General features: G+C 57.3%; 20 protein-coding genes. 8 read left to right on the top strand and 12 right to left on the bottom strand.

Going from position 1 to position 21342, the window contains the following annotated elements; genetic code table 11:
* The first annotated feature begins 2 nt into the window (after positions 1-2).
* The 5 genes from EQV93_RS06135 to EQV93_RS06115 all read left to right on the top strand — a co-directional run bounded on the left by EQV93_RS06135 (position 3) and on the right by EQV93_RS06115 (position 5375).
* Positions 3-527 carry an RNA polymerase sigma factor gene (locus tag EQV93_RS06135; protein ID WP_167654272.1) on the top strand — a complete coding sequence of 175 codons (525 nt, stop codon included), beginning with the start codon at positions 3-5 and terminating at the stop codon, positions 525-527.
* The gene (locus tag EQV93_RS06130) at positions 524-1510 is read left to right on the top strand and encodes a FecR domain-containing protein (RefSeq protein ID WP_240891106.1); all 987 of its coding nucleotides are present in this window, start codon (positions 524-526) and stop codon (positions 1508-1510) included. The genes EQV93_RS06135 and EQV93_RS06130 overlap by 4 nt, the downstream gene beginning before the upstream one ends.
* A gap of 80 nt (positions 1511-1590) precedes the next feature.
* Complete coding sequence (locus EQV93_RS06125; protein WP_240891104.1) at positions 1591-4008, top strand: TonB-dependent receptor; 2418 nt, start codon at positions 1591-1593, stop codon at positions 4006-4008.
* 81 nt (positions 4009-4089) lie between these two features.
* Entirely contained in the window at positions 4090-5202 is a 1113-nt protein-coding gene (locus EQV93_RS06120) for a PepSY-associated TM helix domain-containing protein (RefSeq protein WP_240891103.1), read from the top strand.
* Complete coding sequence (locus tag EQV93_RS06115; RefSeq protein WP_167654271.1) at positions 5199-5375, top strand: hypothetical protein; 177 nt, start codon at positions 5199-5201, stop codon at positions 5373-5375. The genes EQV93_RS06120 and EQV93_RS06115 overlap by 4 nt, the downstream gene beginning before the upstream one ends.
* Before the next feature lie 335 nt (positions 5376-5710).
* Here the strand turns inward: EQV93_RS06115 and rloA2 are convergent, their stop codons facing one another.
* The gene (rloA2, locus tag EQV93_RS06110) at positions 5711-6211 is read right to left on the bottom strand and encodes a retropepsin-like aspartic peptidase RloA2 (protein WP_240891101.1); all 501 of its coding nucleotides are present in this window, start codon (positions 6209-6211) and stop codon (positions 5711-5713) included.
* 182 nt (positions 6212-6393) lie between these two features.
* Between rloA2 and EQV93_RS06105 the strand changes: the two genes are divergently transcribed.
* Positions 6394-7281 (top strand): acyltransferase, encoded by an 888-nt coding sequence (locus tag EQV93_RS06105; RefSeq protein ID WP_146386100.1) that lies wholly within the window; start codon positions 6394-6396, stop codon positions 7279-7281.
* Positions 7282-7284: 3 nt separating this feature from the next.
* Here EQV93_RS06105 and EQV93_RS06100 read toward each other — a convergent pair whose 3' ends face one another.
* On the bottom strand, positions 7285-7842 hold the full coding sequence (locus EQV93_RS06100; protein ID WP_122784120.1) for a DUF2780 domain-containing protein: 558 nt from the start codon (positions 7840-7842) through the stop codon (positions 7285-7287).
* 236 nt (positions 7843-8078) lie between these two features.
* On the opposite strand from EQV93_RS06100, the gene EQV93_RS06095 reads away from it, so the two are divergent.
* Both EQV93_RS06095 and EQV93_RS06090 read left to right on the top strand, forming a co-directional pair.
* On the top strand, positions 8079-9146 hold the full coding sequence (locus EQV93_RS06095) for an RHS repeat-associated core domain-containing protein (protein WP_240891100.1): 1068 nt from the start codon (positions 8079-8081) through the stop codon (positions 9144-9146).
* A 127-nt stretch (positions 9147-9273) separates the two neighbouring features.
* Positions 9274-10326 carry an RHS repeat-associated core domain-containing protein gene (locus EQV93_RS06090; RefSeq protein WP_240891099.1) on the top strand — a complete coding sequence of 351 codons (1053 nt, stop codon included), beginning with the start codon at positions 9274-9276 and terminating at the stop codon, positions 10324-10326.
* Positions 10327-10407: 81 nt separating this feature from the next.
* Here the strand turns inward: EQV93_RS06090 and fdhA are convergent, their stop codons facing one another.
* The 10 genes from fdhA to EQV93_RS06040 form a co-directional block, all read right to left on the bottom strand.
* Positions 10408-11604 carry a formaldehyde dehydrogenase, glutathione-independent gene (fdhA, locus tag EQV93_RS06085; protein ID WP_122784117.1) on the bottom strand — a complete coding sequence of 399 codons (1197 nt, stop codon included), beginning with the start codon at positions 11602-11604 and terminating at the stop codon, positions 10408-10410.
* Between the two features lie 89 nt (positions 11605-11693).
* Entirely contained in the window at positions 11694-12551 is an 858-nt protein-coding gene (gene purU / locus EQV93_RS06080; RefSeq protein ID WP_240891098.1) for a formyltetrahydrofolate deformylase, read from the bottom strand.
* 159 nt (positions 12552-12710) lie between these two features.
* Complete coding sequence (locus tag EQV93_RS06075; protein ID WP_240891097.1) at positions 12711-13343, bottom strand: sarcosine oxidase subunit gamma; 633 nt, start codon at positions 13341-13343, stop codon at positions 12711-12713.
* Between the two features lie 12 nt (positions 13344-13355).
* Positions 13356-16373: a sarcosine oxidase subunit alpha gene (locus tag EQV93_RS06070; RefSeq protein ID WP_240891095.1), complete on the bottom strand. Its 3018-nt coding sequence runs from the start codon at positions 16371-16373 to the stop codon at positions 13356-13358.
* Complete coding sequence (locus EQV93_RS06065) at positions 16370-16702, bottom strand: sarcosine oxidase subunit delta (protein WP_122784114.1); 333 nt, start codon at positions 16700-16702, stop codon at positions 16370-16372. Before EQV93_RS06065 ends, EQV93_RS06070 begins: the two co-directional genes overlap by 4 nt.
* A 14-nt stretch (positions 16703-16716) precedes the next feature.
* Entirely contained in the window at positions 16717-17967 is a 1251-nt protein-coding gene (locus tag EQV93_RS06060) for a sarcosine oxidase subunit beta (RefSeq protein WP_122784113.1), read from the bottom strand.
* A 22-nt stretch (positions 17968-17989) separates the two neighbouring features.
* Positions 17990-19243, bottom strand: a complete 1254-nt coding sequence (glyA, locus tag EQV93_RS06055) for a serine hydroxymethyltransferase (protein WP_122784112.1) — start codon at positions 19241-19243, stop codon at positions 17990-17992.
* A gap of 152 nt (positions 19244-19395) precedes the next feature.
* Positions 19396-19698, bottom strand: coding sequence for a hypothetical protein (locus EQV93_RS06050; protein ID WP_240891093.1), 303 nt, complete (start codon positions 19696-19698; stop codon positions 19396-19398).
* Positions 19656-20507 carry a hypothetical protein gene (locus tag EQV93_RS06045; protein WP_240891092.1) on the bottom strand — a complete coding sequence of 284 codons (852 nt, stop codon included), beginning with the start codon at positions 20505-20507 and terminating at the stop codon, positions 19656-19658. The genes EQV93_RS06050 and EQV93_RS06045 overlap by 43 nt, the downstream gene beginning before the upstream one ends.
* Positions 20491-21240 (bottom strand): hypothetical protein, encoded by a 750-nt coding sequence (locus EQV93_RS06040; protein WP_240891091.1) that lies wholly within the window; start codon positions 21238-21240, stop codon positions 20491-20493. Before EQV93_RS06040 ends, EQV93_RS06045 begins: the two co-directional genes overlap by 17 nt.
* Between the last annotated feature and the right edge of the window lie 102 nt (positions 21241-21342).

Below are 21342 nucleotides of genomic sequence, written 5' to 3'. Positions count from 1 at the left end.
TGATGCCCTTGTCGTCAGTCCAAAATCCCCACAGCGAACTGGTTGGATCGCTTTACCGCGACCATCGCGGTTGGCTGCTGGCGTGGCTGCGACGCAATGTGGCCTGCCCACAGCGAGCCGAAGACCTGAGCCAAGACACCTTTGTGCGACTGCTGGGGCGCACCGACCTCAAGGCGCCCCGTGAGCCGCGGGCCTTTTTGACCGCCATCGCCAAGGGCCTGCTGTTTGACTACTTTCGCCGCGCTGCGCTGGAACAGGCTTACCTCAACGAACTGATGCAGGTTCCCGAAGCCGAACAGCCCTCGCCCGAAGAGCAGCAGTTGATCCTCGAAGACCTCAAGGCCATCGACGCAATGCTGGGCAAACTGTCGAGCAAGTCTCGCGCCGCCTTTCTTTATAGCCGCATAGAGGGTCTGAGCCACGCTGAAATTGCCGAGCGTCTTGGCGTATCCGTGCCCCGTGTACGTCAGTACCTGGCCCAAGGTATCCGCCAGTGCTACATCGCTCTGTATGGCGAACCGGCATGAGTGCAGTCAGCTCAAAACCAGTGAGCGCCAAGGTTCTGGACGCCGCCATCGCCTGGCAATTGTGTCTGGACTGCGGCAACGGCAGTGCTGTGGAGCAGGCTGAATTCGCGGTCTGGTATGCCGCCAGTGAAGAACACGCCCGGGCCTGGTTGCAACTGGGCATGCTGGATCAACGCTTCAGCAACACCAGCATCCCGGCGCGCAACGCGTTGTTGGCTCCTCGCGATGGAGTACAGCAGCGGCTCCGTAAAATCAGCGGTGGGTTGGCCAGTGTTGCGCTGGTGTGCGGGCTGGCATTGTTCGCGGGTAAAAACTACCTGCAACTGGATTACTGGATGGCCGACCAACGCACCGCAACCGGGGAGCAGCGGCAACTACGTCTGGCCGATGGCACCGTACTGGACCTCAACACCCACAGTGCAGTTGACGTGCAATTTGATGCCAGCACCCGGCGAATCATCCTGCAAGAAGGTGAAATCATGGTCGAGACCGGCCATGGCGACCCCCGCCCTTTTATCGTACAGACCCGCGACGGCAGCCTGCGCGCATTGGGCACCCGGTTTCTGGTCAAACGCGAAGACGACGGTACGCGGCTAAGCGTTTTGCAGTCGCAGGTAGCAGCGCAGCCTGCAAACAGTGGCAATGAAACGGTCTACAACGAAGGCCAGCAAGTGCTGATGCAGCGCGACAGTTTGGGCCAGATGCTCGCGTTGAGCCCCGGCGCAGATGCTTGGACACGAGGCATGCTGGTGCTCGACAACGTACGTTTGGCCGACATGGTGAGCGAACTCAATCGCTATCACCGTGGCCATCTGGGCGTCGATCCCCAAGTGGCTGACTTGCGTATCAGTGGCAGCTTCGCACTGAACAACGTCGAACTGGCTCTCAACGCGCTGCAACCGACTTTACCGGTCAAGATCGAACAGGTGACGCCGTGGTGGGTCACTGTCAGCCCTGCCCCTCAAAATGCTGAATCGAAATAATTTTCAACACGCCCTATCACTTTTCGAATGTCATGCGGCAGATAGGCATTGAGAAACATTTCCATTCAGGAATACGCCGAATGTCCCGCACCCTCGACACGTTTTTGCGCCCCGGCCTGTTGGCCGCTGCCATTGCCCTGAGCGCCCCGTTGGCCAGCACCTCGCTGATGGCCGCCGAACAGACGACTGCTCGCACCTACAACCTGCCTGCTGGCTCGCTGTCCACGACCCTGAACCAGATTGCCAGCCAATCAGGCATCACCCTGGCGATTGACCCGACGCTGGTCGCAGGCAAAACCTCGGCCCCCGTCAGCGGCACATTCGAGGGCAGCACGGCATTGCGTGAAGCGTTACGCGGGACGGGGTTGCAGCTGCAACAGAGCGGTGGCGGTGCCTATGGGCTCGTGCCAGTGCCTGTGGTTGAAGGCGCGCTGACCCTGGGCGACGTCAATGTGAATGCGAGCGCTGTGGCCGAAGGTTCAGAGGCTGCTGGCTACGTGAGCGAAAACATCAGCAATGTCGGCGCACTGGGCAGCATGAAGCTGCAAGACACGCCGTACTCCATGAGCGTCACGTCTCAGGCCTTGCTTAAAAACATGCAGGCGACTTCACTGGATGACGTGTTCAAGCGTAACCCGTTCACTCAAATGTTTTCCCCTACAGGTGCGGGCTATGCGAGTGCCGTCAACATTCGCGGGTTCAGCGGCGCGGGCAACCTGAACATTGCCAACGATGGGTTGCGCTTCTCCACCCTCGCCGATGCCGGCAACTTTCTGGAAGAAACCGAACAGCTTGAAGTGATTACCGGCCTGACCGGTTTTTTGTATGGCCCTGCCACTCCGGGTGGCTTGGCTAACTACGTACTTAAACGTCCGACCTACGAAACCTATCGCAGCGTGACGCTGGGCAATGCCGGCGGTGACAACTATTACCTTCACGGCGACTTCGGCGGCAAGATTGATGATGAAGGCAAGTTCGCCTATCGCCTGAACCTCCTGACACAAGACGGCCAAACTGCGATCGACATGCAGAAACGCCGTCGCGAGTTGATCAGTCTGGCGGTTGACTGGAACGTCAGCGACGACCTGCAAATCCAATTCGATGCTTCACACAAGAAGACTGAAATTCACGGCTTGACCAGCTATTGGTATTTCGGCGACCAAGCGCTGCGCCCCCGCGCCTCGCAACTCCACAACGACAAACTGTACAGCCAGAAATGGTCGTTCTCGGACAACGAAACCGACAAAGGCGGCGTTCGCGCCAAATGGCGTTTGAACGACACCTTCACCCTGCGCGGTGCATTCGCCACACAGAAATTCACCGAAGAGAACACCTACACCGGCCCGACTGTTTACAGCCCTGGGGTTTACACCCAGCCGCTGTACGCTTTCGCACCGATTGAGCACCAGGAGAACTCGGCATATCTGTTCCTGGATGCGGCCTTCGACACAGGCACCATTGGCCACAAAATGACCATGGGTTATCAGGGCAACGACTCGCGCATCAAGCAGTACGAAGACCACATCCCCTCGGACGGCTCGCAGTATGCAGACGTCGGCGGCGGCGCCCTGCCTTTCGGCAGCAGCGAGCAAGTCACCAAACCCGGCTACTCGATTGGGCATGGCAGCAAGCACTTGGCGAGTACTTCGCAAGCCAACAACTTCCTGATCGGTGATGTGATCACCTTCAACGATCAATGGTCGAGCATCGTTGGCGTAACGCGGACACAGATCAAGTCCTACGCCAATGACTTCATCTACTCCTCACCCGCGAAGAAAACCCGCTACGACGCAAGCAAAACGTCGCCTAGCGTTTCGCTTATCTACAAACCAGTGCCTTGGCTGACGACCTATGCAACTTACATTGAAGGCCTGCAAGCAGGCGGCACCGCGCCTTACAACGCAATCAACGCCGGTGAAATCTTCGCACCACAAGTAAGCAAGCAATACGAAGTAGGTGCCAAAGCCACCGTAGGCGATGCACTGCTGACACTGGCACTGTTCAACATCGAAAAGCCTAACGGCTACCTCGACGGCGATATGGTGTACACCGAAAGCGGCAAACAGGTGAACAATGGCCTGGAGTTTAGCGTGACTGGTAAAGTCACCCCGGAGTTGACGGTGATCGGCGGATTCACCTTGCTTGATCCAAAGGTCAAGGATGCCGACAACAAGGCCAACGATGGCAACGCTCCCGTTGATGTCGCCAAACAATTGGCCAAACTGTATGCCGAATACGACATCAATGCCGTGCCGGGTCTGGCCCTGACCGGTGGCGCGTTCTACACCGGCAAGCAATACACCGATGTTTCCAACGACTACCAACTGCCCTCGTTCACCACCTTTGATGCCGGTGCGCGTTACCGCATGAAGGTGTCGCAAAACGACCTGACCTTGCGCATGAACGTCAGCAACCTGGCCAACAAAGACTACTGGCTTAACAGTCACTACCTTGGCGACCCGCGTACCGTTCAATTCTCGGCACAGCTGGAGTTTTAAACACACGCGCTGCAACCGGCAGGTGTTGTCGCAACAACCCCAGCCGGTTTCAATGCACACCTGCGTCAACTTTGGATTTTCATGAAAAGCAAAACGATCCGTCGCTGGTCCTTTATTCACACTTGGACCAGCCTGATTTGCACCGCGTTTTTGCTGATGCTGGCATTGACCGGCCTGCCCTTGATTTTTTCCCATGAAATCGACCACGTGCTGGGCGACAGCCCCGAGTTGCGGGAGATGCCGGCCAATACGCCGCACCTGAACCTGCAACAGCTGGTAGACGCGGCCAAAGCTCATCGCCCCAATGACGTGATGCAGTACTTCGGCAGTGATGACGACGACCCCAACGCGGTGTTTGCCATCATGGCTGCAACGGCCGGCACCGAACCGAATTCGTCGCACACCTTCATGCTCGATGCCCGCACCGGCGAAGCGCTGGAAGTGCCTTCGGCCAACGGCGGCCTGATGATGTTCATTCTGCGCCTGCACGTGGACATGTTTGCCGGTTTACCGGGCAAACTGCTGCTGGCCTTTATGGGTATTTTGTTTGTACTGGCCATCGTCTCCGGCACGGTGCTGTACTTGCCGTTTATGCGCCGTCATGAATTTGCCACGGTGCGCACTGACAAATCCAGGCGCCTGCGCTGGCTCGACCTGCACAACCTGCTCGGCGTGGTCACCCTGACGTGGGCGCTGGTGGTGGGCGTGACCGGGGTGATCAGCGCCTGCGCAGACTTGATCATCGATGCCTGGCGCAACGATAGCCTCAACGCGATGATCGAACCCTATCGCGATGCGCCGCCGCTGACCCACCTGGCACCCGCCACCCGCCTACTGGATATTGCCAACCGTGCGGCGCCCGATATGCGCCCGGACTTTATCGCCTTCCCTGGCACACGGTTTTCCAGCGAGCACCATTACGCGGTCTTTATGAAAGGCAACACGCACCTGACCGCCCACTTGCTGACCCCGGTTTTGATCGACGCCAGCACCCTTGAAGTTACAGCCGTGGGTGGTCGCCCGTGGTACATGGACGCGATGGGCATGTCACAGCCGCTGCACTTTGGCGACTACGGTGGCATGGCAATGAAAATCCTCTGGGCGGCACTCGACCTGTTGACCATCGTGGTGCTCGGCAGTGGTTTGTATTTGTGGTGGGTACGACGCCGCACCGCCAGGGAGAACGCACGATGAGACCGCGTCAGTCGAGCTTCTGGAAAGTGTTTTCCATTCCACTGGCGATTGGTCTGGTCAGTCTGATGGGCTTGTTCAGTGCGCTCCTGGGCGATGGTGCCTGGGACGTGCTGAGCTGGATTGGCCTGGGGATACCGGTGTGGATAAGCGTTCAGGGGTTGCTTAAGCGCTGATTGAGCCCTTTACCCTCACCCCAACCCTCTCCCAAAGGGAGAGGGGGCTTAATGGGGTGACTTCAATTATGTGCTCACTGCAGATCAGCCCCCTCTCCCTCTGGGAGAGGGGGCTTAATCGGGGGTGACGTCAATTATGTGCTCACTGCAGTTCAGCTCCCTCTCCCTCTGGGAGAGGGGGCTTAATCGGGGGTGCCGTCAATTATGTGCTCACTGCAGTTCAGCTCCCTCTCCCTCTGGGAGAGAGGGCTTAATCGGGGGTGACGTCAATTATGTGCTCACTGCAGATCAGCTCCCTCTCCCTCTGGGAGAGGGTTGGGGTGAGGGTGACTTGATCAACAATCAGGTTTGTCCGCCGTATACCGACGCGCTGGGTTGACCGCTGCGCCAAACTCACGCAAGGCCTTGGCACCAATCAACAGCGGGTAGTTGAAGCTGCTGCGGTCGGTGAGGTTGACCTCCACCGTGCGCTTCACATTGCCCAGGCACATTTCCAGATCGACCACCGGACGTTTGGCACTCCCCGCTTCGTCCTTGTCTTCGTCTTCGTCTGCGCGGCTTTTGATTTTGCTGATACGCGACACTTTGTGTTCATACACTTTGCTGCTCGCGCCATCAGTGGCTAATTGAAAGCTCACCCACTCATCACCGTCGCGGGTGAAGGTCTTGATGTTTTTGGCCGACAACGAGGCGGTCAACGCACCGGTGTCCATCTTGGCCTTAAGGGTTTCGCCGATCTCCGGCAGCTTGATGTACTCGTAACGCCCATAGAGGGTCGGCTCGGCAGCCATCACCGGCAACGCCAACAGGGACAACACGGCGAGAACAGACTTCATAGGGCAGTTTCCTTTAAAGAGTGCTGGTTAGACCCCAAGAATAAATTAGGTTCGCAGCCAGCGGCAGTGGTTACAACAGCAACATAACCGAGCAGCCGTGAAACATTTGTCGGCTTCTCTGATTTGGCGTTCGCCGCGTGTCTGCTTATGATGGCCAGTTCCTAATCGCTCAAGAGTTCTTTATGCGCCGCCTGCTCACCGGCTGTCTGGTCACCCTGTTATTGCTGTGCAACACCCTGATCCTGTTCGGGCCATTGATGCTGTTTGCCTTGCTCAAACTCATCTCACCGGGGCGTCTGCGCGATTACAACTCGTGGGCCGTGATGTGGATTGCCGAAACCTGGTCAGAAATCGACAAACGTATTTTCGCCCTGTGCCTGCCCACACAATGGGATATCCGTGGGGCCGAGGGTTTGAGCCGCAACACGTCATATCTGGTGATCAGCAACCATCAGTCGTGGGTGGATATTCCGGCGTTGATGCAAGGGCTGAACCGACGCACGCCGTTCTTCAAATTCTTCCTGAAAAAAGAACTGATCTGGGTGCCCTTTCTGGGGCTTGCCTGGTGGGCGCTCGATTACCCGTTCATGAAGCGCTACTCCAAGGCGTTTTTAGCCCGGCACCCTGAGCTCAAGGGGCAAGACTTGAAAATCACCCGGGCGGCCTGCGAGTTGTTCAAGCGCCAGCCCGTCACCATCGTCAACTACCTGGAAGGCACACGCTTTACCCCGACCAAACGTGCACAGCAACAATCGCCCTACACCTATCTGCTCAAACCCAAAGCAGGTGGCGTGGCCTTTGTGTTGGCTGCGATGGGCGAACAGCTGGATGCCGTGCTCGACGTCACCGTGGTCTATCCGCAAGCAAGAATTCCGGGGTTTTGGGACTTGATCAGCGGGCAAGTGCCCAAGGTCATCGTTGATATACAGACGCGCGAATTAGACCCGGCGCTGTGGAAGGGTGACTACGAAAACGATCCGCAGTTTCGTGAGCATGTCCAGAGCTGGGTTAACCAGCTCTGGATCAAGAAAGACCAGCGCATCAGCACCTTGCGTGCCGAGCGCGACTAGCCTTTAAACGCCCCAGGCGCTGCTTAGCTTGCTCAGCAGCGAGGTGCTGACGTTCTGCCCTTTGAAATAGTCCAGCAACACCGGCGCAAACTTGGCAACCATGCCGTCTTGCATGCCCAGGGCGCTAAACGCAGCGTTCAATTGGTCGGTGTTAGCCACGTTGCTCACAGCGTTGGTAGCAGTCTCGGACACACCGCTGGACTTGCCCAACAGGCCGCCCAACTGGCTCAGTTGGCCCAAGGCACCGTTGCCCGCCAGCTTGTTAACGCCAGGCACTTGCTTGGCCAGCTCGGAATAGTCGCTGGTCGTCAGCTGGTTTTTTGCCAGGCTCAACATTGCACCAACACCACCGGCCGCTTGCTCAGGCTTAACACCCAGCTCATTGACCTTGCTCAGCAACTGAACAGCCTGCGCCGACTTGTCAGTCGTGGCGCCATTACCGTTTGCGCCTTGCACCTGAGCAGCGATACCCGCCACGTCACTCATGCTGAAACCAGCAAACACCGGGCTTGCAGCCACGGTCATCAAGGTTGCCAGTGCTACGCCGCTCAATTTTTTCATCGTAAAAGCCTCTAGAACCAAAAAGCCGCCCGCAAACCAGAGAGCGACAAAACTGTGAGTTTGACCCAAAACACCGGCAGATGTTCCCAAGTGCCACTATTGGATCAAACGGCGCGCAATCTTAAATGAAATACACGGAAGCTGCGGCATGCCCGCCCATCAGTCCTGCCAGCTATACACATGGCAGGCGCCAGTGAATGCTAAACGCCCTCTGAACCTGCATTTCGGAACGCCTTATGTCCCCTCTCAGCCAAAAAACTGTCCGCCGTTTTTTCTACGATCCTCTGGATCGGTTCGTCAGCACTAATGCCACGTTGCTCTTCTACAACCAAACCCGTCTCGCAACCGAGGTTGAAGGCGAACGTACAAACCGACTGTTTGAATACGACGCTCAACCGCTGGCGCTTCAACAAAACGGTACCACTTGCACATTACTGGCCACAGACATGCAAACGTCTGTGCTGCAGAGCGTCCGTACGGACGGCACTCAACAGGCACTCGCCTATACACCCTACGGTCATCAAAAGGATTTAAAGACGCTGCCCGGCGTGTGTGGTTTCAACGGCGAGCGACCTGACCCGTTGACCGGGCATTATTTATTGGGCCAGGGTTATCGAGCGTTCAACCCGATATTGATGCGATTTAACAGCCCCGACAATTTAAGTCCGTTTGCTGAAGGCGGGATCAATGCGTATGCGTATTGCGGGGGTGATCCCCTCAACAGGGTCGACCCTACAGGGCACTTTTTTTCTAAAATTAATCGACTAATTGACATTGGCATTATTAAAGCCAAGGCTGCTTTGACGGGCGGCCATGTCAAGAAAGTCCATAAATTAACGCGACTGTCCGAAGGCATCATCGCGTTTGAAGACACTTACAAAAATATGCCGAGATTGAATTTTGCAGGTCACAGTCAACGTAGCGAAGGATCAGTGCGCTTAATATTTGATGAGTCTCAATCCATCGACGCAAGGTCGCTGGTGAATTTGGCAGCCAACAAAGGTATTGATGTCAAAAACTATAATTACTTACGCATTATTATGTGTCATTCCGCCAAAGGAGACAGCAGGTCATTTGGCGCTACTTTGCACACCATAACCGGCCGCCCTGTTAAATCCTATATGGGGACTGTCTCAACCAACTACCCCGAGTTGCTCGTTCCAAAACTGAAGATTGGGGAAACCTCCACTAAAAGCAGCATCATACACACTCGTAAAAATAAGAATCTGTGGAGATACCTACCCAAGGGTTTAAAAAGAAACTATCAGCCTGTCACCTTTGGTACAGCAATCAGAACCGCCTAGCGCATTACCGCTATCGACCTCATGCCCCTGAAGTCAACTCACTCAAATCCTCTCAACATCAACAGCTATACAGCCAAGATTTTGCGATAGAAGCTAAAAGCATCTCTCCTATAAATAGACTATGCACATGCCTCCTAAAAAATATTCGCGCCTGTTTTTATATGATTCATTAGACAGAGTGACAGGCGTCAATGCCACGCTGCTCTTCTACAACCAAACCCGTCTCGCAACCGAGGTTGAAGACGAACGTACAAACCGACTGTTCGAATATGACGCGCAACCGCTGGCGCTTCAACAAAACGGTACCACTTGCACATTACTGGCCACAGACATGCAAACGTCTGTGCTGCAGAGCGTCCGTACGGACGGCTCTCAACAGGCACTCGCCTATACACCCTACGGCCATCAAAAGGATTTAAAAACGCTGCCCGGCGTGTGTGGCTTCAACGGTGAGCGACCTGACCCGTTGACCGGGCATTATTTATTGGGCCAGGGATATCGAGCGTTCAACCCGGTATTGATGCGCTTTAACAGCCCGGACAGTTTGAGTCCGTTTGCTGAAGGCGGAATCAATGCGTATGGGTATTGTGGGGGGGATCCTGCAAACAAAGTTGATCCGACGGGACATATTCCAATACCGCCAAAACTTTCAAAACTTATAGTCCGTTTAAAAACACCGGCTTGGACAACAAGAAACAGCGCGGTCACGCTTGCGAATACTCAACCTTTATCAAGAGCCGGCTCAAACACGTCGTTAACTGAATTTGGTTCCCGGTCACTTTCGAACTCACCTTCCGGTTCACTTTCAGATGTTTCACTCGATACGATTACCCCTCGCTCAAGTCAGAGCTTGATAGAGCCTTCAGGGTCCGTACCCAATACACCACCCGTTCAACGCCAAAGGCGTGCAGGGATAAATCTTCAACCCGGTGACGAGATGTATGAAGCCCTCAGGGCTCATTTTGGGGTGACCAACCGCGCTTCAACCGCGAGTCAAAATAGTATTGCCCGCCAACAATCGACACCGCGCTGGCAGCAACAGAGTCTACAGCCACCCCCATATGCTGAAGCCAGCAGCCCACCCAGTTACTACAATGCCGTTATATTATCGCCTCATTCAAATCGCCCCAAGCCGCCTTTATCTGAGGGCAAGCGTGACAACATTAGAGCCGTCGACTAAACAAACACCCTTCTGTAAGTAAATTTTCATCGTAAATATTCAGCACTCCGCTCGTCCCGGAGTGCTGTTTTTCAGCGGCTCTTACTGACTGAACAACCGGTGCGGATCAATCACAAACTTCTTCGGCACCCCGGCATCAAATTCGCCATAGCCGCGCGGCGCATCGTCCAGGCTAATCACTTCGACCCCGACAATATCGGCAATCTTGATCCGGTCCCACATGATCGCCTGCATCAGTTGGCGGTTGTATTTCATCACCGGCGTCTGGCCCGTATGGAAGCTGTGGGACTTGGCCCAGCCCAGCCCGAAGCGGATGCTCAAGCTGCCCATTTTCGCGGCAGCGTCCACGGCTCCCGGATCTTCTGTCACGTACAGCCCCGGAATACCAATTTTGCCCGCCACCCGTACCACACCCATCAGTGAGTTGAGCACAGTGGCCGGCGCTTCGTGTTTAACCCCGTCATGGCCATGACCACGGGCTTCAAAGCCCACCGCATCAACCGCACAATCTACTTCCGGCTCACCCAGTAACTCGGCAATTTGCTCGTGCAACGGGGTGTCTTTGGACAGATCGGCAATTTCAAACCCCTGCGCTTTGGCGTGGGCCAGACGGATCGGGTTCACATCACCGACTATCACCACTGCCGCGCCGAGCAAGCGCGCCGAAGCCGCGGCAGCCAGCCCAACCGGGCCGGCACCGGCGATATACACCGTGCTGCCCGGCCCCACGCCCGCAGTCACTGCACCGTGGTAGCCGGTGGGCAGAATGTCGGAGAGGCAGGTCAGGTCGCGGATTTTTTCCATCGCTGCATCGCGGTCAGGCAGTTTGAGCAGATTGAAATCGGCATACGGCACCAATACATATTCAGCCTGGCCGCCGACCCAATCGCCCATGTCCACGTAACCATAGGCGCCGCCGGGACGGGCCGGGTTGACGGTCAGGCACACGCCAGTGTTTTGCTCCTTGCAACTGCGACAGCGCCCGCACGCCACGTTGAACGGCACCGACACCAGATCGCCGACCTTCAAATGTTCCACATCACGCCCGGCTTCAATGACCTCGCCAGTGATCTCATGGCCCAACACCAGCCCGGTTTGCGCCGTGGTGCGCCCCCGCACCATGTGCTGATCGGAGCCACAGATATTGGTCGACACCACACGCAGAATCACGCCGTGGTGAATGGGTTTGCCTTGAGGGTTTTGCATCTTCGGAAAAGGAATGCTCTGCACTTCAACCTGGCCATTGCCCAGGTACACCACACCGCGATTGTCAGCCATCGAGTTCACCCTTGTTATTGTTGGAGGGGGGGATCGACAGCGGCACGCCGCAAGCCGATCTGCCTGCAGCTTAGAACCTGTGCCGGTGATCAGAGGACCACCGTACGACCTCCATTTAGGAAAACGCGCCGTTCGATGTGATAGCCCACTCCTCGTGCCAAGGTCTGGGCTTCAATATCGCGGCCTTTGGCGATCAAGTCTTCGGGGTAGTGGCTGTGATCGACCACCTCAACGCCTTGCGCAATGATCGGGCCTTCGTCCAGGTCGTTGTTGATGTAGTGCGCGGTCGCCCCCACCAGCTTGACCCCTTTCTCGTAGGCCTGGTGATAGGGCTTGGCACCCTTGAAGCCGGGCAGCAGTGAGTGATGGATGTTGATCGCTTTGCCGTCCAGCTTGCGGCACAGCTCGGGTGACAGCACTTGCATATAGCGCGCGAGAATCACCAGTTCGGCGCCGGTGTCTTCGATCACTTGCCACACCTTGGCCTCTTGCCCGGGTTTGTTGGCCGGGTCGAGGGCAAAGTGGTGGTAGGGAATGCCGTGCCATTGGGCCAGGGGTTCGAGGTCCGGGTGATTGGACACCACGGCCACCACGTCCATCGACAATTGGCCGATGCGCTGGCGGTAAAGAAGGTCGTTGAGGCAGTGGTCGGCCTTGGACACCATGATCACCACTTTAGGGCGATGGTGCGGGGGCGTCAGTTCGAAGGTCATGCCGAAGGCCTGGCTGCGCTCCTGCAAGCCGGCGCGGAACTCACCTTCGTTGAACCCGTCAGGCTGGCGGAACTCGACCCGAATAAAAAAGCGACCGGAGCGCTGGTCATCAAAGGAATGGTGCTCGGTGACGTAGCAACGGTGTTCGAACAAGTAACGCGTCACCGCATCCACGGTGCCCAGCATGCTTGGGCAATCGGCGGTGAGAATCCAGGTGTCGGGGGCACGGCTCATGAGGGAGTCCCTTGTAGTTTTGATATGAAACGCAAAAGCCCCTCACCCTAACCCTCTCCCAGAGGGAGAGGGGACTTAGAGCAAAAGCAAATGTATGCAACGCCACACATTAGCCCCCTCTCCCTCCGGGAGAGGGTTGGGGTGAGGGCCGGCCTTCACTCAGGCCTCAACGCTCAGCCCAAACTCAGCTGCCGCATCCTGCAACCATAGCCACCAATACTCCGAAAAGCTGCGCCGAATCAGCAGCTCCCATGTGTCTTCAGCGGTGTGGCGAATCACCAACTGCGACTTGGCAAATACCGTGCCCACTGCTTTACCCACCGCAAAGTTGTCCGGGTGCACGTCATAACTGGTGGACTTCATCAGCACCTCGCGCACCTTCGGCCCGCTCAGTTCCAGCAACTGCTGGCCGCCACTGACGTTGACCACAGAAATATGCAGTCCCGCCAGCGCCGCCCGCAGTGCTTGCTCCGCGGCAAACTCTTGCCCACCGGGAACGATCAGCAACCATTCATCAGGTCCCATCCATTGCAACGAAGAATCACCTTTAGCCACCAAACTCAAAGCCACCGGTAATTCCAGGCCCAGCGCCTTGTGCACACCTTCGGCAAAAGCCGGGTCCTTGGCATCGCCGCGCAGGGTCAAATGGCCCAGCAGCTTTTTCTCGCGCACCGTCACACCGGGGTTTTGCCGGTCTTTGCCGATCAGCTTCGAAAGGTCGGTGTGGTGTAACGACGATTCGGCTTTTGCACCCGGCTCCGGGCGTTGTTGGTAAACATTGGCTGTGGTCATGTGATCACCCATTCAAATATTCTGCCGTTCGCCTTTCGGGTCGAAGAACACCGAAGACACAATTTCAGCTTCGATCACGCTGCCATCCACTTGAGGCGAGAACACCCGCTCGCCGATGCGCTTGAGCCCACCCTTGACCACACCCATCGCAAACGAATACCCCAACGAGTTGTGGGCGTAGCTGGATGTCACGTGGCCGACCATCGTCATCGGGATCGCTTGTTTGGGATCGAACACCAACTGCGCGCCCTCCGGCAGCCATTTGCCCGGATCAATCGGCTTGAGGCCCACCAGTTGCTTGCGCTGCTCACGTACACAGTCTTCGCGGTTCATGCCGCGCCAGCCGATCCACGAAAACGGTTTGGTGCGGCCCACACACCAGCCCATGTTCAAATCGTCCGGGGTCATGGAGCCGTCGGTGTCCTGACCGACGATGATGAAACCCTTCTCGGCACGCAGCACGTGCATGGTTTCGGTGCCATACGGCGTCAGGTTGTACGCCTTACCCGCCTCGACAATTTTCTCCAGCACGCCCATCGCGTAGTCAGCCTGGATATTGACCTCGTAAGACAGTTCGCCGGTAAATGAGATACGGAACACCCGCGCCGGCACACCGCCGACTAGGCCTTCTTTCCACGTCATAAACGGAAACGCTTCACGGTCCAGATCAATGTCAGTCACTTCGCTCAGCAGCTTGCGGCTGTTAGGGCCAGACAAGGTCAGCGTCGCGTAATGGTCGGTGACAGAGGTGAAATACACCTTCAACTCCGGCCATTCGGTCTGTTGATAAATTTCCAGCCACTGCAACACACGGGCCGCGCCGCCCGTGGTGGTGGTCATCACAAAATGGTTGTCTGCCAAACACGCGGTCACGCCGTCATCGAAGACCATGCCGTCTTCTTTGCACATCAACCCGTAACGGGCTTTGCCCACGTCGAGTTTGGTCCACGCATTGGTGTAGACACGGTTGAGAAACTCTCGCGCATCCGGCCCTTGAATGTCGATTTTGCCCAGTGTGGACGCATCCAGAATGCCGACGCTGTCGCGCACCGCCTTGCATTCGCGCTGCACCGCCGCCTGCATATCTTCGCCGTTGCGCGGGAAGTACCACGGGCGCTTCCATTGGCCGACATCTTCAAACTCGGCACCTTGCTTGACGTGCCAGGCTTGCAGCGCGGTGTAGCGCACCGGCTCAAAGATGTGCCCGCAATGACGCCCCACAATCGCGCCAAACGTCACCGGCGTGTAGTTGGGGCGGAACATGGTGGTGCCCATTTGTGCAATGGTCACGTTCAGCGAGCGAGCGGCAATCGCCAGCCCGTTGACGTTGCCCAGCTTGCCCTGATCGGTGCCAAACCCCAGCGCGGTGTAGCGTTTAACGTGCTCCACCGACTCAAACCCTTCACGGGTCGCCAGCTCGATGGCCGCTGCGGTGACGTCGTTTTGCAAGTCGACAAATTGCTTCGGTGCCCGCGCCGTGCCTTTTTCATGGGGCACATGGAACAGCGCCAACGTCGCTTCTTCGTAATGATTCAGGGCCTTGGGCAGCACGCCCTCGACCGCCTTGAACCCCGCTTCGCTGGCCGCACGCACACCGCCTTCAAAGCCATCGGCCAGGCTATCGCCCAAGCCATACACGCCGTTGATGCCGCCTACACACACGCGCTTTTGCGGCGCGTCGCCGGGGACAAAACCGAGAATATCTTCACGCCAGGTCGGCTTGCCGCCCAAGTGAGAAGCCAAATGCACCACCGGGCTGTAGCCCCCCGACGTGGCCACCAAATCGCACTCCAGCCATTCGCCGGGGCTGGTCACGCTGTTCTGTTTAAGATCAATCGCCGCGACCCGCGCAGCGGTCACGTGCTTACTGCCGCGCGCTTCAATCACTGCGCTGCCGGTCAGAATGCGGATGCCCTTGGCCCGTGCTTCTTCGACCAGCGCACCCCGTGGATTACCCCGAGCATCGGCCACTGCCACCACGTTTCGACCTGCATCGAGCCAGTCCAACGCCACGCGATAGGCGTGATCATTGTTGGTGCTCAATACCAGTTTTTTGCCCGGTGCCACGCCATAGCGGCGGACATACGTCGACACCGCCCCCGCCAGCATATTGCCCGGCACGTCGTTGTTGCCGTACACCAGCGGGCGTTCACACGCCCCCGTTGCCAGCACCACGCGCTTGGCGCGCACCCGGTGCAGACGCTGACGCACCTGGCCAATCGGCGCCCGGTCACCCAGATGGTCAGTCAGGCGTTCGTGAATAGTCAGAAAGTTATGGTCGTGATAGCCGTTCACCGTCGCCCGAGGCAACAGCACTACATCCGGTAGCGCTGTGAGTTCAGCCATCACCTCAGCCACCCAGTCCATCGCCGGTTTGCCGTCCAGGCTTTCACGGCTGTCGAGCAGACTGCCGCCAAACTCCTCCTGCTCATCCGCCACGATCACTCGCGCACCGCTGCGAGCCGCTGCCAAAGCCGCCGCCAACCCGGCAGGCCCGGCGCCGACAACCAGCACGTCGCAATGGTGGTTCATGTTGTCGTAGGTGTCAGGGTCATTCTGGGTCGGCGAGCGGCCCAGCCCGGCCGCCTTACGGATGTACTTTTCGTAAGTCATCCAGAACGACTGCGGGTACATAAAGGTTTTGTAGTAGAAGCCCGGCGGCATCAATTTGCCGCCGACCTTGCCGAGAATGCCCATCACGTCATTGTTGACGTTCGGCCAGCCGTTGGTGCTGGTGGCCACCAGACCTTGATACAAGGCTTGCTGGGTGGCGCGCACGTTGGGGATTTGTGTCCCTTCAGTGGCGCCAATCTGCAGCACCGCATTGGGCTCTTCAGCGCCTGCGGCATAAATGCCGCGGGGGCGGGAATATTTAAAGCTGCGGCCGATCACATCCACGCCATTGGCCAGCAATGCAGCCGCCAGTGTGTCGCCTTCGTAGCCTTTGTACGATTGGCCATTGAAGGTGAATGTCAGCACTTTGGTGCGATCGATGCGACCGCCGTTGGGCAAGCGATGGGTCTGAGTCATACCTTTTCTCCCTGCTCGCGGGTGGCGGTTGGCGCGACGGGCGCGGCCTGTTCGGTGAACTGCGGCTGGGTGCCGATCAGGTAGGTTTCAAGAATCTCGTACGTCACGGTGTTGCGCGTGGCGTTGAAAAACTGACGGCAACCGGCCACGTGGTTCCACAGCTCGTGATGCAGGCCACGCGGGTTATCGCGGAAGAACATGTAATCGCCCCACTCCTTGTCGGTGCAGGCATTGGGATCGAGCGGGCGCGGAATGTGCGCCTGGCCACTGGCGTGAAACTCTTCTTCGGAGCGCAGTTCGCCGCAATGAGGACAGAAGATATGCAACATCGGTGATTCTCCTGTTAGTGCGCGACCGCGGCAGCGCCGTGTTCGTCAATAAGGGCGCCGTTGTAAAACCGGTCAATGGAAAACGGTGCTGCCAGCGGGTGCATTTCGCCTTTGGCCAAACTGGCGGCAAACACGTTGCCCGAGCCCGGTGTGGCCTTGAAGCCACCCGTGCCCCAACCGCAGTTGAAGAACAAATTCGGCACCGGGGTTTTGGAGATGATCGGGCAGGCATCCGGGGTGGTGTCGACGATGCCGCCCCATTGGCGGTTCATGCGCACGCGGGACAACACCGGAAACATTTCCACAATCGCCTGAATGGTGTGCTCGATCACCGGGTACGAGCCGCGCTGACCGTAGCCAACCCAGCCGTCGATACCGGCACCGATGACCAGGTCACCCTTGTCGGATTGGCTGATATAACCGTGCACGGCGTTAGACATGATCACACTGTCGATAATCGGCTTGATCGGCTCAGAGACCAGCGCTTGCAGCGGGTGCGATTCAATGGGCAAACGAAAGCCGGCCTGACGCGCCATATGCCCCGAGTTACCGGCCGTGACCACGCCCACGCGCTTGGCACCAATAAAACCCTTGCTGGTTTCAACACCGATGCACACGCCGTTTTCTTTGCGAAAACCCAGCACTTCGGTTTGCTGAATCAAGTCCACGCCCAGTGCATCCGCGGCACGGGCAAAGCCCCAAGCCACGGCATCGTGTCGGGCCACGCCGCCGCGCCGTTGCACAGTGGCGCCGATAATCGGGTAGCGGGTATTTTTGGAGCAATCGAGGTAGGGAATTTCGTCCGCCACTTGCTTGCCATTGAGCAGCTCACCGTCCACCCCGTTAAGGCGGTTGGCGCTGACCCGGCGCTCGGAGTCGCGCATGTCTTGCAAGGTGTGACACAGGTTGTAGACACCGCGCTGGGAAAACATCACGTTGTAGTTCAAGTCTTGCGACAGACCTTCCCACAACTTCATCGCGTGTTCGTACAGATGCGCCGACTCGTCCCACAAATAGTTGGAACGCACGATGGTGGTGTTGCGCGCGGTGTTACCCCCGCCCAACCAGCCTTTTTCGACCACGGCCACATTGGTGATGCCGTGCTCTTTGGCCAGGTAATAAGCCGTGGCCAACCCGTGACCGCCACCGCCGACAATGATCACGTCATACACCTTTTTCGGGGTCGGTGTGCGCCACATCTTCTGCCAGTTTTCGTGGTGGCTGAGGGAGTGTTTGAAGAGGCCGAAGCCTGAGTACCGTTGCATAGGGATTACTCCAAAACCGCGCTCAGCGATAAACCGGAAAGTCTTTGCACAGCGACGTCACCTGACGCGCCACATCGGCCTCGATATCGGCATCGCCGAGGTGATCGAGGATGTCGCACATCCAGCCTGCCAGCTCCGTGCACTGCGCCACTTTGAAACCGCGGGTCGTGACCGCCGGGGTGCCGATACGCAGGCCCGAAGTCACAAACGGCGATTGCGGGTCGTTGGGCACTGCGTTTTTATTCACCGTGATATGGGCCCGGCCCATTGCGGCGTCAGCGTCTTTGCCGGTCAGGCCCTGACGGATCAGGCTGACCAGAAACAGATGGTTGTCCGTGCCGCCCGACACCACGTCATAGCCGCGTTTGATAAACACATCGGCCATCACCTGAGCATTGTCGATGACCTGTTTTTGATAGGTTTTAAAGCCTGGTTCCAGCGCCTCTTTAAAGCACACCGCCTTGGCCGCGATCACATGCATCAACGGGCCGCCCTGCCCGCCGGGGAACACCGCCGAATTGAATTTCTTCTCCAGCGCTTCATTGGCCTTGGCCAGAATCAGCCCGCCGCGAGGCCCGCGCAGGGTTTTGTGGGTGGTGGTAGTCACGACGTCCGCGTAGGGCAGCGGGTTCGGGTACAAGCCAGCCGCCACCAGACCGGCAACGTGGGCCATATCGACAAATAAATAGGCTCCGACTTTGTCCGCAATCTGACGAAAACGTGGGAAGTCGAGGGTTTTGGAGTAAGCCGAAAAGCCGGCAATGATCATCTTCGGTTGATGCTCGACGGCGAGTCGCTCCACCTCGTCGTAATCAATCAAACCGGTGGCGGTGTCGATACCATACTGCACCGCGTTGTACAGCTTGCCGGAGAAGCTGACACTGGCGCCGTGGGTCAAATGCCCGCCGTGGGCCAGACTCATGCCCAGCACCGTATCGCCCGCATTCAGCAACGCCAGATACACGGCTGCATTGGCCTGACTGCCGGAGTGCGGCTGCACGTTGGCGTAATCGGCCCCGAACAACTGCTTGGCGCGGTCGATGGCCAACTGCTCGACTTTATCCACATGCTCACAACCGCCGTAATAGCGCTTGCCGGGGTAGCCTTCGGCATACTTGTTGGTCAGGCCGCTGCCTTGCGCCTCCATCACCCGCTGACTGGTGTAGTTTTCCGAAGCGATCAACTCAATATGGTCTTCCTGACGCTGATCTTCGGCCTTCATCGCGGCCAACAAAGCGTCGTCGTAACCCTGAATCTGATCCTGCTTGCTGAACATGACGATTCTCCCAGCGCCAGCGCGCCCTTGGTCTGTGGGGCTATAGCCCGTTGAGACCGATGGTAGGGCGGGTGCGCAAGCATCAAATGCCCACGGACGCCACGCAATGGTGCGTTTACGACATGGCCCACCTGTGCGCCCTCTTCACACACTCAAGCGCTGCGCGGCGGCTTTGGCTCGTTGCGATACACCTCGGCATAAACCTCTGTAATAGGCTTGCGCGGGTAGCGTTTGATCAGGGCTTTGACCTTGGCGCTCAGTCGCAACAGTTCACTGCTGGGCTTGGCCCATTGTTCGGCTGGCAACGGCTCGGACCATGCTTGCATGGCGGGCGGTAACGCCCGACGGCCGATTTTGGCGATGCGTTTTATCTCCCATTCCACCAAATGGTTGGGCAACGTCCACAGCGTCATCACGTGGTAGACGTACCAAAAGAAAGCGTAGATCCAGCCCACTTCCTTTTCGCGCAAGCGCCGATGCAAACCCGCGCGGGCATTGCGGAAGGTGTGAAGCCCTTCGTGAGGCGGGTCCCGGGCTCTTGCAGTCCGAGGGGATCTTGAAGGATAGAGAGGTCGTTGAGTTCATATTCCATATAGCCGCGAACAGCCTCCCAGTTGGAAATTGCCAACTGCAAACTGCCGCATTGGAATTCAACCCGGACTAACTCGCCCTCATGCTCAAACCCCATGCCCATACCGTATTGGCGGATGACACCGTATTGACTCGCGCCCTGTGCTTGCACGACCCAAGCTGACAGGGATTCCCAGGGGACGAACAAAGGCTCAGTGGCGCCATCGGGCATAAAGCACACTTCGCGACGCTGACGATTGAAACGGGTGGGGATAACTTTGGTGAAGAGGTTGTGGGCTTGGAACCAGACTAAAAGGAATATAAAAGTTCCTAATAGCCACATTAGTAAAGCAGTTCCCCAAGAAGCTTCGAATATCCCTACCATAGCCTGCAAACTTTTTTCAAAGTTACCATCCAGCATAAGTCCCATGCAGCCACCTAGGAGTGGAAATCCAAAAGCAGCGATACATGCACACGTAAACGGCCCCCCCAGCCAGATCTGATAAGAAAAAACATTGGGTTCTCCTCCACCGAAATCCAGAAAGGTGTCGTTATATCCACTGATATAGGGACAGAACGGATGCTCAAATGTCGGCAAGGGCAAGGGGGCTAAATAAGTTTGGCGACCTGAGGGGAAATATTCGACATCGCCCGCACGTTTAGCCCCGGATTTACTTTTAAGTCCGACTGTCATTGCGATACACCTCGGCATAAACCTCTGTAATAGGTGTGCGCGGGTAGCGTTTGATCAGGGCTTTGACCTTGGCGCTCAGTCGCAGCAGTTCACTGCTGGGCTTGGCCCATTGTTCGGGCGGCAACGGCTCGGACCATGCTTGCATGGCGGGCGGCAACGCCCGGCGGCCGACTTTGGCGATGCGTTTTATCTCCCATTCCACCAAATGGTTGGGCAGTGTCCACAGCGTCATCACGTGGTAGACGTACCAAAAAAAAGCGTAGAACCGGCCCACTTCCTTTTCGCGCAAGCGCCGATGCAAACCCGCGCGGGCATTGCGGAAGGTATGAAGGCCTTCGTGGGGCGGGTCGCCGGGTTCTTGCAGCCCGAGGGGGTCTTGAAGGGTTGAGAGGTCGTTGAGTTCATATTCCATATAGCCGCGAACAGCCTCCCAGTTGGAAATTGCCAACTGCAAACTGCCGCATTGGAATTCAACCCGGACTAACTCACCCTCATGCTCAAACCCCATGCCCATGCCGTATTGACGGGTGACACCGTATTGGCTGGCGCCTTGAGCCTGAACCACCCATGCGGAGAGGGATTCCCAGGGGACGAATAAAGGCTCAGTGGCGCCATCGGGCATAAAGCACACTTCGCGACGCTGACGGTTGAAACGGGTGGGGATAACTTTGGTGAAGAGGTTGTGATGGTAAAGCCAGATTGCAAAGAATAAGGCTGAAATAAGAATCCACATGCCTAGAGCAGTCTCCCAAGATGCCCAGAAAATACCCTGCACTGACTCCCAACTTCTTATTAAGCTTGCATCCAATGAAAGCCCCATCACACCACCTATAAG

Source organism: Pseudomonas sp. TMW22091, assembly GCF_022496705.1.
GTDB classification, from domain to species: Bacteria; Pseudomonadota; Gammaproteobacteria; order Pseudomonadales; family Pseudomonadaceae; genus Aquipseudomonas; species Aquipseudomonas saxonica.
Note: the sequence above shows the minus strand (reverse complement) of the source record. Positions and strands in the feature narration are given on the sequence as shown.

What these genes read in the sequence shown, in the direction of transcription:
- glyA (WP_122784112.1), bottom strand. Translation starts at nt 19,243, where the DNA reads ATGTTCAGCAAGCAGGATCAGATTCAGGGTTACGACGACGCTTTGTTG.
- EQV93_RS06100 (WP_122784120.1), bottom strand. Translation starts at nt 7,842, where the DNA reads ATGAAAAAATTGAGCGGCGTAGCACTGGCAACCTTGATGACCGTGGCT.
- EQV93_RS06070 (WP_240891095.1), bottom strand. Translation starts at nt 16,373, where the DNA reads ATGACTCAGACCCATCGCTTGCCCAACGGCGGTCGCATCGATCGCACC.
- EQV93_RS06065 (WP_122784114.1), bottom strand. Translation starts at nt 16,702, where the DNA reads ATGTTGCATATCTTCTGTCCTCATTGCGGCGAACTGCGCTCCGAAGAA.
- EQV93_RS06075 (WP_240891097.1), bottom strand. Translation starts at nt 13,343, where the DNA reads ATGACCACAGCCAATGTTTACCAACAACGCCCGGAGCCGGGTGCAAAA.
- fdhA (WP_122784117.1), bottom strand. Translation starts at nt 11,604, where the DNA reads ATGGCTGACAATCGCGGTGTGGTGTACCTGGGCAATGGCCAGGTTGAA.
- EQV93_RS06045 (WP_240891092.1), bottom strand. Translation starts at nt 20,507, where the DNA reads ATGACAGTCGGACTTAAAAGTAAATCCGGGGCTAAACGTGCGGGCGAT.
- EQV93_RS06120 (WP_240891103.1), top strand. Translation starts at nt 4,090, where the DNA reads ATGAAAAGCAAAACGATCCGTCGCTGGTCCTTTATTCACACTTGGACC.
- EQV93_RS06125 (WP_240891104.1), top strand. Translation starts at nt 1,591, where the DNA reads ATGTCCCGCACCCTCGACACGTTTTTGCGCCCCGGCCTGTTGGCCGCT.
- EQV93_RS06090 (WP_240891099.1), top strand. Translation starts at nt 9,274, where the DNA reads ATGCCTCCTAAAAAATATTCGCGCCTGTTTTTATATGATTCATTAGAC.
- purU (WP_240891098.1), bottom strand. Translation starts at nt 12,551, where the DNA reads ATGAGCCGTGCCCCCGACACCTGGATTCTCACCGCCGATTGCCCAAGC.
- EQV93_RS06105 (WP_146386100.1), top strand. Translation starts at nt 6,394, where the DNA reads ATGCGCCGCCTGCTCACCGGCTGTCTGGTCACCCTGTTATTGCTGTGC.
- EQV93_RS06130 (WP_240891106.1), top strand. Translation starts at nt 524, where the DNA reads ATGAGTGCAGTCAGCTCAAAACCAGTGAGCGCCAAGGTTCTGGACGCC.
- EQV93_RS06095 (WP_240891100.1), top strand. Translation starts at nt 8,079, where the DNA reads ATGTCCCCTCTCAGCCAAAAAACTGTCCGCCGTTTTTTCTACGATCCT.
- EQV93_RS06060 (WP_122784113.1), bottom strand. Translation starts at nt 17,967, where the DNA reads ATGCAACGGTACTCAGGCTTCGGCCTCTTCAAACACTCCCTCAGCCAC.
- rloA2 (WP_240891101.1), bottom strand. Translation starts at nt 6,211, where the DNA reads ATGAAGTCTGTTCTCGCCGTGTTGTCCCTGTTGGCGTTGCCGGTGATG.
- EQV93_RS06115 (WP_167654271.1), top strand. Translation starts at nt 5,199, where the DNA reads ATGAGACCGCGTCAGTCGAGCTTCTGGAAAGTGTTTTCCATTCCACTG.
- EQV93_RS06135 (WP_167654272.1), top strand. Translation starts at nt 3, where the DNA reads ATGCCCTTGTCGTCAGTCCAAAATCCCCACAGCGAACTGGTTGGATCG.
- EQV93_RS06040 (WP_240891091.1), bottom strand. Translation starts at nt 21,240, where the DNA reads ATGTGGATTCTTATTTCAGCCTTATTCTTTGCAATCTGGCTTTACCAT.